The organism is Aeromonas sp. 19NY04SH05-1, assembly GCF_040581895.1.
Lineage (GTDB): Bacteria > Pseudomonadota > Gammaproteobacteria > Enterobacterales > Aeromonadaceae > Aeromonas > Aeromonas enteropelogenes.
In genome coordinates this window covers 4,080,108-4,097,500 of sequence record NZ_CP095328.1, presented here as the reverse complement: position 1 = coordinate 4,097,500, position 17,393 = coordinate 4,080,108, and the positions used below count along the sequence as shown (strand labels likewise).

Here is a 17,393-nt window from a genome sequence, read left to right as displayed (position 1 = left end):
GTGGCTGGGGGTGAAAGGCCAATCAAACTCGGAGATAGCTGGTTCTCCCCGAAAGCTATTTAGGTAGCGCCTCGGACGAATACTACTGGGGGTAGAGCACTGTTTGGGCTAGGGGGTCATCCCGACTTACCAACCCCATGCAAACTCCGAATACCAGTAAGTAATATCCGGGAGACACACGGCGGGTGCTAACGTCCGTCGTGAAGAGGGAAACAACCCAGACCGCCGGCTAAGGTCCCAAAGTTCTGGTTAAGTGGGAAACGATGTGGGAAGGCTCAGACAGCTAGGATGTTGGCTTAGAAGCAGCCATCATTTAAAGAAAGCGTAATAGCTCACTAGTCGAGTCGGCCTGCGCGGAAGATGTAACGGGGCTCAAACCAGGCACCGAAGCCGCGGATTCACGCTAAGCGTGAGTGGTAGGGGAGCGTTCTGTAAGTCTGCGAAGGTGTGTCGAGAGGCATGCTGGAGATATCAGAAGTGCGAATGCTGACGTAAGTAACGATAAAGGGGGTGAAAAGCCTCCTCGCCGGAAGACCAAGGGTTCCTGTCCAACGTTAATCGGGGCAGGGTGAGTCGACCCCTAAGGCGAGGCCGAAAGGCGTAGTCGATGGGAAGCAGGTTAATATTCCTGCACGACTTGTAATTGCGATGGGGGGACGGAGAAGGCTAGGTGGGCCAGGCGACGGTTGTCCTGGTGAAAGTGCGTAGGCGGTACCTTTAGGTAAATCCGGAGGTGCAACGCTGAGACACGAGACGAACGCACTACGGTGCGGAAGCCATTGATGCCCTGCTTCCAGGAAAAGCCTCTAAGCTTCAGATTACAAGTCATCGTACCCCAAACCGACACAGGTGGTCGGGTAGAGAATACCAAGGCGCTTGAGAGAACTCGGGTGAAGGAACTAGGCAAAATAGTACCGTAACTTCGGGAGAAGGTACGCTCTTGTTGGTGAAGTCCCTTGCGGATGGAGCTGACGGGAGTCGCAGTGACCAGATGGCTGGGACTGTTTATCAAAAACACAGCACTCTGCAAACACGAAAGTGGACGTATAGGGTGTGACACCTGCCCGGTGCCGGAAGGTTAATTGATGGGGTTAGCGCAAGCGAAGCTCTTGATCGAAGCCCCGGTAAACGGCGGCCGTAACTATAACGGTCCTAAGGTAGCGAAATTCCTTGTCGGGTAAGTTCCGACCTGCACGAATGGTGTAACCATGGCCATGCTGTCTCCACCCGAGACTCAGTGAAATCGAATTCGCCGTGAAGATGCGGTGTACCCGCGGCTAGACGGAAAGACCCCGTGAACCTTTACTACAGCTTGGCACTGAACATTGAACCTACATGTGTAGGATAGGTGGGAGGCTTTGAAGGCGTGACGCCAGTTGCGCTGGAGCCGTCCTTGAAATACCACCCTTGTATGTTTGATGTTCTAACGCAGGCCCCTGAATCGGGGTCGCGGACAGTGCCTGGTGGGTAGTTTGACTGGGGCGGTCTCCTCCCAAAGAGTAACGGAGGAGCACGAAGGTTGGCTAATCCTGGTCGGACATCAGGAGGTTAGTGCAATGGCATAAGCCAGCTTAACTGCGAGACGGACAGGTCGAGCAGGTACGAAAGTAGGTCATAGTGATCCGGTGGTTCTGAATGGAAGGGCCATCGCTCAACGGATAAAAGGTACTCCGGGGATAACAGGCTGATACCGCCCAAGAGTTCATATCGACGGCGGTGTTTGGCACCTCGATGTCGGCTCATCACATCCTGGGGCTGAAGTCGGTCCCAAGGGTATGGCTGTTCGCCATTTAAAGTGGTACGCGAGCTGGGTTCAGAACGTCGTGAGACAGTTCGGTCCCTATCTGCCGTGGGCGTTGGATGATTGAAGGGAGTTGCTCCTAGTACGAGAGGACCGGAGTGAACGAACCTCTGGTGTTCGGGTTGTCACGCCAGTGGCACTGCCCGGTAGCTAAGTTCGGAATCGATAACCGCTGAAAGCATCTAAGCGGGAAGCGAGCCCTGAGATGAGTCATCCCTGACCCCTTGAGGGTCCTAAAGGGCCGTTGGAGACCACAACGTTGATAGGCGGGGTGTGTAAGTGCAGCGATGCATTGAGCTAACCCGTACTAATTACCCGTGAGGCTTAACCATACAACACCCAAGAAGTGTTCTGGGCCTTGTAGCGAATGAACGAACTACGAATTCAGTGATAGCGACTAGCCATGAGCAACATCGTTATTCACGTCAGCTTTCTGGATTAAGAATTTGCCTGGCGGCCATAGCGCCGTGGAACCACCTGAACCCATGCCGAACTCAGAAGTGAAACGCGGTAGCGCCGATGGTAGTGTGGCATTCGCCATGCGAGAGTAGGACACTGCCAGGCACCCAATTAAACAGCGATGCAACAGCGTCACTGGCTGCGAGGATGACACCTCACAAACAAGCAGCAAATGATTTAGCGAAAGCTAACCGAATGCGGAGCGGTAGTTCAGTCGGTTAGAATACCGGCCTGTCACGCCGGGGGTCGCGGGTTCGAGTCCCGTCCGCTCCGCCACTAACAAGAAGCCCAGTCGACAGACTGGGCTTTTTTTTTGTTTTTAAGGCCTTCCCGATAGAGAAGGCCTTTTGTTTTCTGCATATTCTTTCGCCTTTTTATGGCCAGCTTGACGATAGATAACGATTTCTGATGAGCTCGTATAATCTGCGGTTTGGCCTCAAATAGTCTCCAGTTGCTCGTTTTATCATCTTTTTTAAGGATGCCGGAGGGGCGGAAAGCGGCTCTTGTGGCTGGTTTACTTTTGGCCGATCTAGGTCCGTGGCGCGTGATTAGGGTTGTATCTCGCTTATAACTCGGTAGAGTAAGGACATCTTGAGTTTGCCTGCTCCGCGCTCTCTTGTCGGAAACCAGGCGTAACTTGGCCAGTTTTTATCAACCTTACGTCAGTGGTATCGATATGGAACAAGTAAACAAGTCCACCTTTAGCGATGTACTGGAATATGTGCGTATGTCCCGTCGCCAGAACAAACTCAAGCGTGAAATTGCGGATAACGAAAAGAAGATCCGTGACAACCAGAAGCGTGTGCTGCTGCTCGACAACCTGAGCGATTACATCAAGCCGGGCATGAGTATCGACGAGGTACAGGCCATCATCGCCAACATGCGCGCCGACTATGAAGAGCGTGTTGATGATCACATCATCAAAAATGCCGAGCTCTCCAAGGAGCGCAAGGATCTGAGCACCAAGCTCAAGAGCATGAGCTCTCACAAGTAAGCACGATTGAATTGAAAAACACCGGCCATTGGCCGGTGTTTTGCTATCAGCTCGGATCTCTGCAACTCCTGCAACAATCGACTCCCCTTTTTAGAATTGCCCTGTTACCATCATTCCAAAGCGGTTAATAGTTTCAAGCCATTGACTTGAAAAGACTAAGCTTGAGAGTAACACAATAAATTGCGCAACCATGGTGGGGCTGATATGGGCGCATCAAAGCAGACGGATTTGACACAAGTGGCATCTCAAGAATCATCCATCCCGACCTCGGACGCGCATCCGAAACGCAAGCGTCGTTCCTGGTGGCGCTGGCTATTCTGTTTCCTCTTTTTATCATGCCTGGGAGCGGCGATAGCCCTGATCGGCTACGAGATGAAAACCTCGAAGCTGCAGTCCCGGGAGATCTCGCGCTATGCCGCCACCCTCACCTATCAGGTCGAGCCTGGGCCGAGCAAGCAGATTGCCTTTCCTGACGACGGTCCATTCGACAAGCGGCTGGGTTATGTGCTGCTGCCGATGATGCAGGAGCGCCTGTTGCAGCGCGGTTATCAGGTCAGTCAGCAGGTGCATTTCTCCGATGCACTGTATGACTATGCCAGCCGTGGTTTCTTCGTTCCCTATACCGAAAAGGTGCAGGCCGGGCTGACGCTCCACGATTGCCGCGCTGAGCCTTTCTATCAGTTCAAGTATCCGACCCACCACTACCCGGATTTTGCCTCGATCCCGCCGCTGATCATCCAGTCACTGTTGTTTATCGAGAACCGTGATCTGCTGAGCACCAAGGAGCCGCTGGCCAACCCGGCGGTGGATTGGCCGCGTTTTGCCAAGGCGGCGCTCTCCCAGGTCGGCAAGGCGCTGGACATGCAGGATCAGTCGGCAGGTGGCAGCACGCTCGCGACCCAGGTCGAGAAGTATCGCCACTCTCCGGATGGCCTGACTATTTCCCCGACCGAGAAGATCCGCCAGATGGCCTCCGCCAGTGTGCGGGCCTACCGGCTGGGGCCGGAGACTCTGGAAGCGCGCAAGCTGGTTGCCTGGGCCTACCTCAACTCGGTACCGCTCTCGGCGGCGCCCGGTTACGGTGAAGTTCATGGTCTGGGGGATGGGCTCTGGGTCTGGTTCGGTGCCGACGTCGACGAGGTGAATCGGCTGCTGGATCCGTCGCGCAACCAGGATGCCTCCCTGGCCGATCAGGGACAGGCTCTTCGCCAGGTGGTTTCACTGATGATCGCCCACCGTCGTCCTTCCTACTATCTGGCACAGGGGCGCGAGGCACTTGCCGAGCTCACCGACAGCTACCTGCGTCTCTTCGTGCAGGAGGGGATGATCACCCCGCCGCTGATGGAGGCAGCGCTCAAGGCCAAGATCAGTTTCCGTGACTTCCTGCAGTCACCGGCGGTCACCAAGGTCAATAACAACAAGGGATTGCAGGTGGCCCGTACCCGCTTGAGCCGTCAGCTCGGGGTGCAGCTCTATGATCTGGATCGGATGGATCTGACCGCCGATACCAGCCTCAACATGCCGTTGCAGACCGAAGTGTCCCGTTATCTGCACCAGCTCGCCGATCCGGCATTTGCGGCCGAAGTCGGGCTGTTTGGCGAGCGCCTGCTGTCGCCGGAGAAGACGGGGGATGTGCGCTACAGCTTCACTCTGTTCGAGAAGTCTCCGGAAGGGTTCAAGGTGCGGGTACAGACCGACAACACGGATCAGCCGTTTGATATCAACGAGGGCTCCAAGCTGGAGCTGGGCTCTACCGCCAAGCTGCGGGTGTTGACCACCTATCTGGAGATAGTGGCCGAGCTGCACGACAGCTATGCCGGCATGCCTACCGTCAGCCTGCGCAAGCTGGCTGACGCCTCCCAGGACAATCTCAGCCGCTGGGCCATCTCCTACCTGATGACGGCCAAGGACAAGAGCCTGCCGGTGATGCTGGAGGCGGCGCTGGATCGCAAATACTCCGCCAGCCCCTATGAGGGTTTCTTTACCGGTGGCGGCATGCACACCTTCAACAACTTCCGCAAGGAGGACAACGGCCGGATCCCGCCCATCCGCGATGCGCTGCGCGAGTCCATCAACCTGCCGTTTGTCCGCCTGATGCGCGATATTGTGCGCTACAGCCTCTACAAGGAGGGGAATCGCGCCCAGTTGCTCAAGGATGACAAGGATCCCCGTCGTCAGGAGTATCTGGCCAAATTCGCCGACAAGGAGGGGCAGACCTATCTGCTGCGCTTCTGGCGCAAATACCGCGGCAAGACCCCGGATGAGCAGCTGGATACCTTCCTCGACGGTCTGAAGCCCAGTGCAGTGCGACTGGCGGCGGTGCACCGCTACTTGCTACCCAATGCAGACGAGGCCACGTTTGCCGCCTTCCTGGCCAAGCGACTGCCGCGGGAGAAGCTCAGCGACAAGCGCATCAACCAGCTCTATGTCAGCTATGGCCCGGGCAAATATTCGCTACCGGATCAGGGCTATATCGCCAGGGTTCACCCGCTGGAGCTGTGGCTGCTCGCCTACCTCAAGGAGTTTGACAAGGTGACCTTCGCCGATGCCGTGGCTGCCAGCCGCGACGAGCGTCAGGAGGTCTACAGCTGGCTGTTCAAGACTCGCCACCGCAGCGCCCGTGATACGCGGATCCGCACCATGCTGGAAGTCGAGGCCTTCCTCGATATCCATCAACGCTGGGCCAAGCTGGGCTATCCCTTCGATCACCTGGTGCCGTCGCTTGCGACCGCGCTGGGCAGCTCGGGGGACAGGCCTGCCGCGCTGGCAGAGCTGATGGGGATTATCCAGAACGGAGGCGTTAGGGCACCAACCCTGCGCATCGAGCATCTCTCGTTTGCCAAAGACACGCCGTTCGAAACCGAGTTCACACCGGCCCAGAGCGAGGGGACCCGGGTGTTGCCTGCCGAGGTGGCGGCGGCCCTGCGCAATGCGTTGTCGAAGGTAGTGGAAGGGGGCACGGCACGGCGTATCGCCGGGGCCTTCGCCCTGCCCGATGGCACTGTGCTGCCGATGGGAGGCAAGACAGGGACGGGGGACAACCGGATCGAAACGGTGGGGCGTTATGGCAACGTGACCAGCTCGCTGGCCCGCAACCGTACCGCCACCTTTGTCTTCTATCTGGGAGACGACCATTTCGGCACCCTGACCGCCTATGTGCCGGGCAGCCAGTCCGACAAGTTCCGCTTTACCTCGGCGCTGCCGGTGCAGGTGCTTAAGGGGATGGCTCCCTTGCTGATGCCCTACCTGCAGCCTGGCTCACACACCCAGTGCCTCGCAGACCGCTGAGTCAGACTGGATTGGCATAGCGACCTAACAAACGGGGGGAGGCCAGCTGGCCTCCCCCCGTTGCGTTGTGCCTCTCAGGCGATGAGGCAAGTCGGCATATCAGGCGTTCAGGACGAATTGCTCGATCACTTGGGCGACGCCATCTTCATCGTTGCGCGCGGTGATGTGTTGTGCCAGCGCCTTGATCTCGTCGGTAGCATTGCCCATGGCCACGCCAAGGCCGGCATATTCGATCATGTGGCGATCGTTGCCCGCATCCCCCACGGTGATCACCTGCTCCGCCGTCAGTCCGAGATGTTCGGCCAGCGCAGCGACTCCGGTTCCCTTGTTGCTCTGCTTGTTCATGAATTCGAGGAAGAAGGGTGCGCTCTGCACTACGGTGTAGCGCTCATGGAGTTCGCTTGGCAGGCGCTCGATGGCGCGGGCCAGCTGGGGCGGCTCGTCGATCATCATCACCTTCATGATCTGCTCATCGCTGGGCAGGGTAGCGAAATCCAGCAGATTGATGGGCATGCCGATAAGGCGGGACTCGTGTTCTGTGTAGGTGCTCACCTTGGGGCTGATGAGTCCCCGGGTCACCGAGAAACCGTGGATGTTGACCTCCAGCTCGTTGGCCAGCCTGGCGATGGCGCTGGCGTCGGCTCCGGTCAGCAGCTGGCTGCGGATGATGCGCTGATCGGCGACCTGTTGCACCAGGGCGCCGTTGTAGCAGATAACGTAATCATCCTGCCCGGTGAGGCCAAGCTCCGCCAGATAGTGGCTCATGCCCTCCAGCGGGCGACCGGAGGCCAGCACCACAGTGACCCCCTTGGCGCGGGCGGCCCGGATGGCGTCATGGGTGCGGGGGGGGATCTGGCCCTGCGGGTTGAGCAGGGTGCCATCCATATCCAATGCGATCAGCTTGTACATCTCTCACTACCTGAGTCTGGGTGGCCCGCCCTATGGGGCCAAGGAAGTGGCGAGTGTAGCGAAAATCGGCGGCGGGATCACGGCTGGCACCGCTGTGGCACGGGATGGATTACTTGCGCCCCTCGTAGGGGTTCATCAGCAATTGATCCTCGCGGATGCAGAAGTGGATGGGGCCGTGCTCGATATCGACCCGGTTGTGGTGGTGGGCCATCTCCACCTCGACACCGGGGAAGAGGTGCTGGGTGGCGATGATATCCATCTCGGCCATCAGTTTTTGCAGCTCTTCGTGATTGGCGGCCAGCTGGTCGCTGAGCTGATTTTGCTCGGCCAGCAGTTGGTCGCGGATGGGTTTGAGTTTGCGCAGTGTCTCCGGGTTGCGCTTGTCGCTCGGCAGTTGCACCAGTCGCATCACCAGCTCCTTGAGCTTGTCCAGCTGCTGTTGCCCGGCTTGCTGGCGTTGCTTGAGCTGCTGCTCTTGCTCCTTGTGGGTGAAGTAGCCCCCCAGGATCTGCAGCCGGGTCTGGTTGCCTGCCGAAGCACCCAGTACGGGGGAGATGATGAGACGATTGGCAATGCTGAGCCCCCCCAGCAGATTGCCTTTGCGCATGGCGCTGTCGCCGACCCTGATATCCTGGCCGCTACGGCTGTAACAGTGGCTGAGCTGGCTCTGGATCTGGATATTGCCGCCCGCCGCCAGCTGGGTGTACTGGGCGTAGCTGGCGTGGATCTCTCCCTGGGCATTGAGCTGGCAGAGGTACTCCCCCTGCTCGTTGCGTCGCCCTATGATGCCGTGGCGCACCGTGATGCTGCCACCGGCTTCAATCAATCCCCCCTCGATAAAGCCGCCGACGACGATGTCGCCGCTGACGGACACCTTCATGCCCGGGTTGATATCGCCGCTGACGATCAGCCCCCCTTCGAAGGTGATATGGCCGTGGCGGGCATCCACCTGCTTGACGCTGAGCACCTCATCCACCTTCATGCCGGACTTCTCGCGGCAGGGTAGCCCGGCGCGGCTGGCGATCAGCAGATCGGGATCCTCCTGGGAGAGGAAGGTGCCTTCTCCCGCCATCATGGGGGAGTCCTTGCCATGTTTGGCGGGCAGCTCCTGCCCGGTCACGGTAAATCCCGGGATCCCCGCAGTTGCCGGGTGGCGGCGCATCAGCTGGGTACCCGCCTTGACGGTGACGATGGAGCCAAGATCCCGCAGGTCGACCTTGCCGTGCTCCCGCTCCTGGGGCTTGAGGATGCGTTCGGCCGGCGTCTCCACCAGCCGTTCATAGCGGGTGTCCTGGCCGTTGACTGCGGGCTCGCCGCGGGCCACGACCAGTTTGAGCAGGCTGCCCGGGCTGGCCTCCTTGGCGGACTGGATGGCCTCCATGAGCAAGGGCTCGCTCACCCCCTGCTTGATCTCGCTCTGGGCGATCGCCTCTTGCAGTTGCTCCAGCGTCAGGTGCTTGCCACCCCAGTCGGCGGTGATCTGGGCAATGCCCTTCATCCGGTCTTTCTCCACCAGAATGGTCACCCTGGCATCGTGCCGCTGGGCGATGGGGATGGGGGTGGTAGAGACAGGGGCCGCCGGATCCGCCAGCAGGGTATTGAGCAGGGCGATGGCCTGCTTGATCCCCTCGGTGAGCGGTTGGTAGCGGCGACAGTTGGAGGCGAGCAGCAGGCTCTGCACATCCTGCTCGGTGACCGGTTTGGTAAGGCCGACGGCGATACGCAGGCAGACCTGTTCCATGTCGCTTGATAGCAGCAGCCACTCTTTGCGTAACACTCGCTCTCCTTGCCGACTCAGGGGGGTTGGGTCCCGCTGATCATTTACCAACCATTCAATGATGGATTATTCGATATGTGCCGGCAGTATCCAGAGATTTCTTCTGTTTGGTCAATGCATTAAGTGCGAATGAGTGATGCAGGCTGAAGAATTTCGGACGTGGATGGCGCGCGTATCCGCCCCCTGGGCAAGGGGACGGCATCGCCCGTGGCCAGTGCCGCTGACGGCGTTGGCGGGTGGGGGATAGGCAATGCTTATGAGCGAAGTTGCGCCGTTCGGACCATGGTCAGATAGTCACCCAGTTCGGGCAGCCCTTGCAGGTGACGGCGCAGCATATCGAGAGCGGCGAAGGCGAGGATCTTGCGAAGGCTCTCCTGATCCGGATGGCTTGCCTTCAGCATCTGGCCAACCCGATGACCATCGGCGCAGAGCAGCAGCGGTACCCCGTCCGGGCCCGCCCGACCTATGGTGAGGCTCAGCCCGCTGGCGGAACCTGTCAGCTGCGCGAGATCGTCGCTCAGGGTGTGGCTGAAACCGGCTTCCAGCGCGGGGTGGTCATGACAGAGGGCGAGCAATGCACCCCGGCTCTCCCCCTCCTGCAGGGTGAGTGATCGCTCCCCCAGCAGCGCCAGGATCTGCCGGGCGGGCTCCTCGTTACCGCGGCCCACCAGCCAGGGTTGGATCTCCTTGAGCAGGCGCACCTCGGTGCCATCCATGTCTGCTGTGCTGGCACCGTGGCCAATGAGTTTGAGTTCGATGAGGGGCATGGAGGAGCGATAACCGAGCTCGATGCCGACTGGCCAGGGGGCCGCATCCAGCTTGTCGCTGAGGGCGGATTCCGAGATGCCGAAGGTGTAGAAACGGCGCAGTTCGGTGTCCGTCTGCTCACCTGCCAGGGATTTGAGACGCGGCAAAATCTGCTCGCGCACCATCAGCTTGAACTCGAACGGCACGCCCGGGGTGAAGAAGAGCCGGCTCTGGCTGTGGTTGCTGGCATGGCTGACCACAAAGCCACAGGCGGTACCGACCGGATTGTCGAGGAGCTCGCACCCTTGCGGTAGCCAGGCCTGCTTGGTGTTGCTCTGTGGCATGATCCGGCCCCGGCTGGCGTAGCGGGCCTCAATGCTGGCGAGCCATTCGGGGAACAGGGTCAGAGGTTGCCCGAAAGCTTCGGCGGCCGCCTGGGCGGTGAGATCATCGGCGGTGGGACCCAGGCCCCCGCATACCAGCACCACATCGGCGCGGCTCGCGCTCTCCAGCAGTGCGGTTTTCAGATCGGCGAGGTTGTCCCCGACCGTGATGCGGCGGCGCACCTGCCAGCCTTGTTCCAGCAGCAGGGCGCTGAGCCAGGCGGCGTTGGTATCCACCACCAGTCCCGTCACTATCTCGTCTCCGGTGCTGATGATTTCGATGCGCATGGTGGGCTCCTCGGGGCTGGGGGTAAACGGGTCGTGAGCCATGGCTGGCTATCAGGGTTTGTTGTGTTCGAAGTAGTAGCTTATCCGGGTACGCGGATTGAGGTACTCGAAGACGGCAGGGGGCAAGCGCTTGGGATGGATCACCTTGGCGATGGTCAGCTCGACCTGCTGCAGGTCGATGATGGCCGCCTCCTGGCGCGGAATGCGCGGGTCATACACCAGTACCGAGGGGTAAAGCAGACGGGAGGTGTTCACCGACATCACCAGGCCGACCTGGCCGTTGGAGAGCTGCACCACGCTGCCTGGCGGGTAGATCCCCATCAGCCGGATCAGCATGCCGAGGTATTCCGGATTGAACTGTGCCTTGCGCTGCTTGTAGAGGCCGCTCAGGGCCGAGTAGGGCACCTTGGCCTGGATATGGCAGAGATTGTCATACTCGTTGATCAGCGACACCATCTGGGTGAGGGAATCGAGCTGCCCCCCCTTGAGCCCTTCCGGCCCGCTGCCATCCAGGTATTCGTGATGGTGCAGCACGATGCCCTTCGCCTCGGCAGGGAAGTCCTTGGCCAGATTGAGCAGTTCCAGCCCGTAGCGCGGATGCTGGGCCATCAGGTTTTTTTCCGGCTTGGTGAGGGGCTCGGTCTTGCGCAGGATCTGGCTCGGGATCTTCAGCTTGCCAATGTCGTGGAACAGGGCTCCCATGCCGATCTGGCGGATCTGCCCGGCGTCCATGCCGCACTCCCTGGCCAGCAGCATGCTGAGCACGCTGACGTTGAGGGAGTGGAAGTAGAGGTTGTTACCATCCTCGCTGTCTGAGACCAGGTGCAGCACCATCTCGTCTACCGCCAGCAGCTGATCCGTCATGGCGTTGACTAGCTCCTGCGCCTCGCCGATGGCGTTGAGGGGGCGGGACTGGATCTTGCTCATCACGTTGCGCACTTGCGCCAGGGATTGCTGGAACTGTTTCTCGCACTGCTGCAGGTTGCGTCTGTATTGCTGCAACTGTTCGATGCGGCGCAGCTTCTCCTGTTGCATCTGGATCTGGCGCAGGGCTGTGTCCGGCCCTTCGCTCGCTTGTGCCTGAACCTGGTTCAACGGCTTGGGCGGCGCGTCGCTCTTGTCGGGGATGATGGTCACCAGCTTGAGGCCAAGCCGGCGAATGAGCTCGATCTCCTCTTCATTCTTGAGCTTGAAGCTGGAAAACAGGAAGGGGTGTTCGCGCCAACCCAGTGGCAGAGAGACGAAATTGCCGACCTGCAGTCGGTCTACGGAGATCTTGATACCAGTCATTGTCCAGGCTGCGAGAGACACACTGAGCCGTATGCTAGTCAAACGCGGGATCGAATACAAAAGGTATCTGATGACAGGTCAGGTGCTTTATTATAGGCTTCTGGATGTCCAGACATATTTACCGATGCAGTACAGGGAGTAAGCATGCCGATCAAGATTCCGGATCAGTTACCCGCCGCCGAGGTGCTGGGGCAGGAGAACATCTTCGTGATGACGGAGTCCCGGGCCGTCACCCAGAATATCCGCCCGCTGCGGGTATTGATCCTCAACCTGATGCCCAAGAAGATCGAAACCGAGATCCAGCTGATGCGGATGCTCTCCAACTCGCCGCTGCAGGTGGATGTGGATCTGCTGCGCATCGATGATCGGGAGTCGAAGAACACGCCCCGGGCGCATCTGGAGAACTTCTATCACGACTTCGAACAGGTGCGTGGCAACAACTATGACGGCATGATCATCACGGGGGCGCCGCTCGGGCTGGTGGAGTTCGAGGAGGTGGTCTACTGGCCGCGCATCGTCGAGATCATCGAGTGGTCCCATCAGCACGTCACCTCCACCTTGTTCCTCTGCTGGGCGGTGCAGGCGGCGCTGAAAGCCCTCTATGGCATGGAGAAGCAGACCCATGGCGACAAGCTCTCCGGCGTCTATCGCCACCATCGCCTCGACGAGCACGAGCCGCTGCTGCGTGGCTTCGACGACGAGTTTGTCGCCCCTCACTCCCGTTATGCTGCGTTTGATGGCGACCTCATCCGTGCCCACACCGATCTGCAGATCTTTGCCGAATCAAAGGAGGCGGGGGTCTATCTGGCGGCGACCAAGGATTGTCGCCAGGTGTTCGTCACCGGCCATCCCGAATACGACGCCCTGACCCTGGATGGGGAGTATCAGCGGGATCTGGCGGCCGGGCTCGATCCCGCCATTCCGGTCAACTACTACCCGAACAATGATCCGAGCCAACCCCCGAGGGCCAGCTGGCGAAGCCATGGTCACCTGCTGTTTGCCAACTGGCTCAACTACTACGTCTACCAGCTCACCAGCTATCGGGTGGAAGATATCGGCAAGGTGTTTACCTACGAGAAGGGCGGCAGCCAGTGATCAACCGCCAGCCAGCCTGAGGGTCAGGGCATCCAGCCAGTGGCGATGGCAGGCCAGGGCAAACGCCTTGGGTCTGCGGGCCCTGATGGCTGCCATGGCCTCTTCTTGGGATTGACCGAGGGAAATCAGCAGGGCGGCGGCAACCAGACCGGTGCGGCCGCTGCCGCCCTTGCAGTGAATGACCAGGTGCTTGCCATCGCCAAGCAGCTCGCGCAGCTGCGGCAGCGTCTGCAACCAGGCCTGCTCGAATGCCGTGTCGGGGGCCTTGTCATCCTCGATGGGCAGATGGAACCAGCGCATGCCTTCACGCTCGACCTGTGCCCCCAGGTTGCCCAGGCCGTGGCTGATCAGCTCGGCCCCCGTCATCATGGTCACGACCCCATGAGCGCCGGCCAGCCTCAGCTGCTCGAGGGCCTGGGTCAGCGCAACCTGCTGGGTGCCCGGACAGGGGGTCAGCAGCAACTGGCCATCGACGCGGGGAACCTCCAGGCTCCAGAAGGGATGAGACGGGTGCATGGTGGATCCTCATGAATGGGGCGGGCCCGATGAATGGCGCCAAGCATAGGTGGGCCGGGCGCGATGTCAACGGTCGTTGTGTTTGCCCGGGTTTACGGGCAGAGTCTAAAAAATTTAGCGGTTCAAGGAGTTAAGATGAGAAACCTGGATCAACTGGATTTGGATATCCTGGCCCATCTGTTTCGCGATGCGGGCATGACCAACAAGGATCTGGCTGCTCTGGTGGGCGTGGCCCCCTCCACCTGCCTGGAGCGGGTGCGCAAGCTGCAGCAAGACGATGTCCTCAAGGGGGCACACTGCGAAGTGGACTACCAGGCTCTCGGTGGTCACATCCAGGCCATGGTCTCCCTGCAGCTGGCCCGCCACAGCCGCCAGATTATCGATGCCTTCCGCGATGCCATCCTGGCGCTGCCGGAGGTGATCAGCCTGTTCCACATGGGGGGCAAGGACGACTTTCTGGTGCACCTCTGCGTCGCCGATACCGAGCACCTGCGCAATTTCGTGTTCGATCACTTCACCTCCCGCGAAGAGGTGGTGCATCTCGAGACCTCCCTGGTGTTCGAGCACAAGTTCAGCCGCTCCCTGCCCTGCTTTCCCCAGGCCTGATCTCCGTTTTCAAGGCACAAAAAAACCGCCGGCTGGCGGTCTTTTTGTGGGCGGTGATCGCTCAGTTGGCGGCGGTACGCTGATCCGGCGCCGTCCGGTAGAGCCCCTGCTGATAGGCCATGCTGCCCCAGAGCACCAGCCCGAGGGCGGTCTCCTTCATCGCCTCCGGTTGCGGAGCCGGGGTCAGCTTCTCGCTGGCGGCGTCATAGACGAATCCTTCCGCCGCCCGCTCCGGCTGCAGGATCACCACATCCTTGCCACGCATCAGGGCGAAGTTCTTGTCGTACTGCATGATGGCCCGCCCCGGCCAGTCGGCGGGCATGCGGGTCAGATCCTTGCCGAGCATGGGGTAGTCGGCGCTTATCCCCATCAGGGAGAGCAGGGTCGGCGCCATGTCGATCTGGCTGACGATCCGTTTGTCCTTCTTCGGCGCTATGCCATCCCCCAGGATGACCCCGGGAATGTGGAAGCGGGGAATGGGCACCAGGCCGGCGCCGCTGATCCGGCTGTCGTGATCGGCGATGACCAGAAACAGGGTGTCTTTCCAGTAGTCGGACTGCTTCGCCTTCTTGAAGAATTCGCCGATGGCGTAATCTGCATACTTGGCCGCGTTGTTGCGGGTCTGCTTGGGCTGTTCATAGAGGGCGATGCGATTGTCCGGAAACTCGAACGGATCGTGGTTGCTTGAGCTGAACACCAGGCTGAAGAAGGGTTTGCCCTCCTTGTGCAGTGCCCGGAAGGTCTCGTCGGCCTTGGCCATCAGATCTTCGTCCGATGCGCCCCAGGAGCCCTTGAATACCGGATTGTCGAAGTCTTTCTGCTCGACGATGGTGGTAAAGCCATTGCCGAGGAAGAAGCTGCGCATATTGTCGAAATGACTCTCGCCGCCGTAGATGAAGCTGGTGTCGTAACCGCGCTGTTTGAGCAGATCCGCGATGGTGAAGAAGTTGGTCTGGCTCTTGCCTAGCTTGACTACCGCCTGGGCGGGGGTCGGCGTGAAGCCGGTTAGCACCGCCTCGATACCGCGTACCGAACGGGTACCTGTGGCATAGAGCTGTTCGAAGGCCCACCCCTCCTGCGACAGGGCATCGATATTGGGGGTGAGTGGCCGCCCGCCGAGGGAGCCGACAAACTGGGCTCCCAGGCTCTCCTGCAGCAGGATCACCAGATTCTTCGGCTGGCCGCCATAACTGGCTTCGTTGAAGGTCTGGCTGGGCAGGCTGTCGGAGCTGAATTCGTGGGGTTCGCGGCCGCTCTCCTGGCGCACCAGCTCCAGGATCCGCTGGCGTGGCAGCTCGCCGTAAAACTGGCTGGCATCCTCTTCGGCCCCCATCTGCTTGATGGCGAAGAAGAGGGAGTAGGCGGAGTTGACGGTCAGGGAATTGACCAGGGGATCATCGGCAAAGGCCACCATGGCCGGATTGAGGGCGCGGTGCCCCAGGCTGGAGCGGGCACCGAGGAAACCGATGGCCAGGATCAGCAGGGCAAACGCCGGACGCAGATACCAGCGCGGAAAGCTGATGCCGCGCATCAGTCGACCGCTTAGCCACCAGCTGCCCGTCAGCACGGCGCCGCTGAGTACTAGGGAAAGTGCGAATAAGCAGGTCATTTCTTCCCAAGCTGGCTCGCTGATTAAAATTTCGCGGATCCGGGCCGATTGTTCTCCCGTAAACACCTCGAATTAGCCTATTTAGGCCGTTTTTTTCGCCATTCCTGGCGTTATTTCCGGTTTTTAGTGAGATCTCTCCCACTGACGTATCATCTGGTCCACCCGAAACAGGTTGGCCAGGGTGAATAACATCGCCAGTTGGTTATCGTTTTTCTGTAGCCCCTTGTATCTGGCTTTCACGAAGCCGAACTGCCGCTTGATGATGCGAAACGGGTGCTCCACTTTGGCCCGGATGCGGGCTTTCATGTATTCGATGTTGATGGCCGTTTTGTTCTTGCGTGGATGCTGTTTCAAGGTTCTTACCTTGCCGGGGCGCTCGGCGATCAGCCAGTCCACATCCACCTCGGCCAGCTCCTCGCGCTGTGGCGCCCCTTGGTAGCCGGCATCGGCTGAGACAAATTGCTCCTCTCCATGCAGCAGATTACCCAGCTGATTGAGGTCATGCTCGTTGGCCGCGGTGGTGACTAGGCTGTGGGTCAGGCCACTCTTGGCATCGACACCAATGTGGGCCTTCATGCCAAAGTGCCACTGATTGCCTTTCTTGGTCTGATGCATCTCCGGATCGCGTTGCTGCTCTTTGTTCTTGGTCGAGCTGGGTGCCTCAATGATGGTGGCATCGACCAAGGTGCCTTGAGTCATCATGACGCCTGCTTCGGCCAGCCAGCGATTGATGGTCTTGAACAATTGGCGGGCCAGTTGATGCTGCTCCAGCAGGTGGCGGAAATTCATGATGGTGGTGCGGTCCGGCAAGGCGCTATCCAGGGATAACCGGGCAAACAGACGCATGGAGGCGATTTCGTACAGAGCATCTTCCATCGCGCCATCGCTCAGGTTGTACCAATGCTGCATGCAGTGAATGCGTAGCATGGTTTCCAGCGGATAAGGTCGCCGGCCATTACCAGCCTTGGGGTAAAACGGCTCGATGACTTCCACCATGTTTTGCCATGGCAGAATCTGCTCCATGCGGGACAAGAAAATCTCTTTTCTGGTCTGACGGCGCTTACTGCTGAATTCACTGTCGGCGAAGGTGAGTTGATGACTCATGATGGCCCTCGGAAATGCGGCTCCGGATGAACATTATGATCTCATATCACAGACTTGTTCGCACCTTCCCTAGAGTCAGCAGCAGCTCTCCCTTGCGACCCGCCCACAGCATGGCGAACACCTCCTTCGGATAGATGAGGTACTCCACATAGAGGCGATTGGGGCGCACCCCGTATTCGCTGATGAAGGAGGGGGTGGAGATCTCGAGAAAGAGCATCAGCCAGAGCCCCAGGGTCAGCCAGACCCGCATCAGTTGCAGCCAGATCCTGCCGATGGCATGAGGGCCCGCCAGCAGCAGGGTCAGCATGGCGGGAACGCCCCAGACCCAGCAGAGAGTGGCGAAGTCGACTCTCAGCCCCTGCAGCAGCATCTCCTGCCAACCGGCGACGGCATCGACTCGCTCCAGCTGCCAGAGACCGAGGGCAATTCTGCCAAGGGTGAGCGAAAAAAGGGCGAGCGCACAGAAAACGGCAAAGGGCCAGAATGGCCCCAGCCGTTGCTTGAGGTTTGTCATAATTGTTCCTGAA

Annotated in this window: 10 protein-coding genes, 1 tRNA gene, 2 rRNA genes and 2 pseudogenes (1 of these 15 only partly in view); 7 read left to right on the top strand and 8 right to left on the bottom strand. The window is 59.6% G+C overall.

Features of this window, described 5'->3' with window-relative positions:
* From MRK42_RS18845 to MRK42_RS18825, 5 genes are all read left to right on the top strand, one after another.
* Positions 1 to 2,133, top strand: a 23S ribosomal RNA gene (locus tag MRK42_RS18845); it begins 756 nt to the left of the window's first position.
* Positions 2,134 to 2,250: 117 nt separating this feature from the next.
* Positions 2,251 to 2,365: ribosomal RNA gene (rrf, locus tag MRK42_RS18840) — 5S ribosomal RNA — on the top strand.
* Between the two features lie 94 nt (positions 2,366 to 2,459).
* Positions 2,460 to 2,536: transfer RNA gene (locus MRK42_RS18835), tRNA-Asp, on the top strand.
* Positions 2,537 to 2,936: 400 nt separating this feature from the next.
* Positions 2,937 to 3,254: a PTS system regulator TmaR gene (tmaR, locus tag MRK42_RS18830; RefSeq protein WP_026458211.1), complete on the top strand. Its 318-nt coding sequence runs from the start codon at positions 2,937 to 2,939 to the stop codon at positions 3,252 to 3,254.
* Between the two features lie 204 nt (positions 3,255 to 3,458).
* Entirely contained in the window at positions 3,459 to 6,542 is a 3,084-nt protein-coding gene (locus MRK42_RS18825; RefSeq protein WP_354688512.1) for a transglycosylase domain-containing protein, read from the top strand.
* A gap of 99 nt (positions 6,543 to 6,641) precedes the next feature.
* On the opposite strand, the gene yidA is transcribed toward MRK42_RS18825, so the two are convergent.
* The 4 genes from yidA to MRK42_RS18805 all read right to left on the bottom strand — a co-directional run bounded on the left by yidA (position 6,642) and on the right by MRK42_RS18805 (position 11,936).
* The gene (gene yidA, locus MRK42_RS18820) at positions 6,642 to 7,451 is read right to left on the bottom strand and encodes a sugar-phosphatase (protein WP_201941772.1); all 810 of its coding nucleotides are present in this window, start codon (positions 7,449 to 7,451) and stop codon (positions 6,642 to 6,644) included.
* Positions 7,452 to 7,560: 109 nt separating this feature from the next.
* Positions 7,561 to 9,228 carry a FapA family protein gene (locus MRK42_RS18815; RefSeq protein WP_354688511.1) on the bottom strand — a complete coding sequence of 556 codons (1,668 nt, stop codon included), beginning with the start codon at positions 9,226 to 9,228 and terminating at the stop codon, positions 7,561 to 7,563.
* A 254-nt stretch (positions 9,229 to 9,482) separates the two neighbouring features.
* On the bottom strand, positions 9,483 to 10,646 hold the full coding sequence (locus tag MRK42_RS18810; protein WP_354688510.1) for a CinA family nicotinamide mononucleotide deamidase-related protein: 1,164 nt from the start codon (positions 10,644 to 10,646) through the stop codon (positions 9,483 to 9,485).
* Positions 10,647 to 10,697: 51 nt separating this feature from the next.
* Positions 10,698 to 11,936: an HD-GYP domain-containing protein gene (locus MRK42_RS18805; protein WP_061476312.1), complete on the bottom strand. Its 1,239-nt coding sequence runs from the start codon at positions 11,934 to 11,936 to the stop codon at positions 10,698 to 10,700.
* A 144-nt stretch (positions 11,937 to 12,080) separates the two neighbouring features.
* Between MRK42_RS18805 and metA the strand changes: the two genes are divergently transcribed.
* Complete coding sequence (metA, locus tag MRK42_RS18800) at positions 12,081 to 13,031, top strand: homoserine O-succinyltransferase (protein ID WP_042025935.1); 951 nt, start codon at positions 12,081 to 12,083, stop codon at positions 13,029 to 13,031.
* Here metA and MRK42_RS18795 read toward each other — a convergent pair whose 3' ends face one another.
* Positions 13,032 to 13,547 (bottom strand): cyclin-dependent kinase inhibitor 3 family protein, encoded by a 516-nt coding sequence (locus tag MRK42_RS18795; protein WP_042072699.1) that lies wholly within the window; start codon positions 13,545 to 13,547, stop codon positions 13,032 to 13,034.
* A 135-nt stretch (positions 13,548 to 13,682) separates the two neighbouring features.
* Between MRK42_RS18795 and MRK42_RS18790 the strand changes: the two genes are divergently transcribed.
* Positions 13,683 to 14,153 (top strand): Lrp/AsnC family transcriptional regulator, encoded by a 471-nt coding sequence (locus MRK42_RS18790; RefSeq protein ID WP_026456350.1) that lies wholly within the window; start codon positions 13,683 to 13,685, stop codon positions 14,151 to 14,153.
* 61 nt (positions 14,154 to 14,214) lie between these two features.
* Here the strand turns inward: MRK42_RS18790 and MRK42_RS18785 are convergent.
* The 3 genes and pseudogenes from MRK42_RS18785 to MRK42_RS18775 form a co-directional block, all read right to left on the bottom strand.
* Positions 14,215 to 15,705, bottom strand: a pseudogene (locus MRK42_RS18785) (LTA synthase family protein); the annotation flags it as partial.
* Positions 15,706 to 15,885: 180 nt separating this feature from the next.
* Positions 15,886 to 16,866, bottom strand: a complete 981-nt coding sequence (locus MRK42_RS18780) for an IS5-like element IS5 family transposase (RefSeq protein ID WP_279458731.1) — start codon at positions 16,864 to 16,866, stop codon at positions 15,886 to 15,888.
* A gap of 76 nt (positions 16,867 to 16,942) precedes the next feature.
* Positions 16,943 to 17,380 (bottom strand): annotated as a pseudogene (locus MRK42_RS18775) (LTA synthase family protein); the annotation flags it as partial.
* Positions 17,381 to 17,393 lie beyond the last annotated feature (13 nt).

Bases quoted from the DNA above. Each gene is read 5' to 3' on its own strand.
- tmaR (WP_026458211.1), top strand. From the start codon at position 2,937: ATGGAACAAGTAAACAAGTCCACCTTTAGCGATGTACTGGAATATGTG.
- MRK42_RS18825 (WP_354688512.1), top strand. From the start codon at position 3,459: ATGGGCGCATCAAAGCAGACGGATTTGACACAAGTGGCATCTCAAGAA.
- yidA (WP_201941772.1), bottom strand. From the start codon at position 7,451: ATGTACAAGCTGATCGCATTGGATATGGATGGCACCCTGCTCAACCCG.
- MRK42_RS18810 (WP_354688510.1), bottom strand. From the start codon at position 10,646: ATGCGCATCGAAATCATCAGCACCGGAGACGAGATAGTGACGGGACTG.
- MRK42_RS18805 (WP_061476312.1), bottom strand. From the start codon at position 11,936: ATGACTGGTATCAAGATCTCCGTAGACCGACTGCAGGTCGGCAATTTC.
- metA (WP_042025935.1), top strand. From the start codon at position 12,081: ATGCCGATCAAGATTCCGGATCAGTTACCCGCCGCCGAGGTGCTGGGG.
- MRK42_RS18795 (WP_042072699.1), bottom strand. From the start codon at position 13,547: ATGCACCCGTCTCATCCCTTCTGGAGCCTGGAGGTTCCCCGCGTCGAT.
- MRK42_RS18790 (WP_026456350.1), top strand. From the start codon at position 13,683: ATGAGAAACCTGGATCAACTGGATTTGGATATCCTGGCCCATCTGTTT.
- MRK42_RS18780 (WP_279458731.1), bottom strand. From the start codon at position 16,866: ATGAGTCATCAACTCACCTTCGCCGACAGTGAATTCAGCAGTAAGCGC.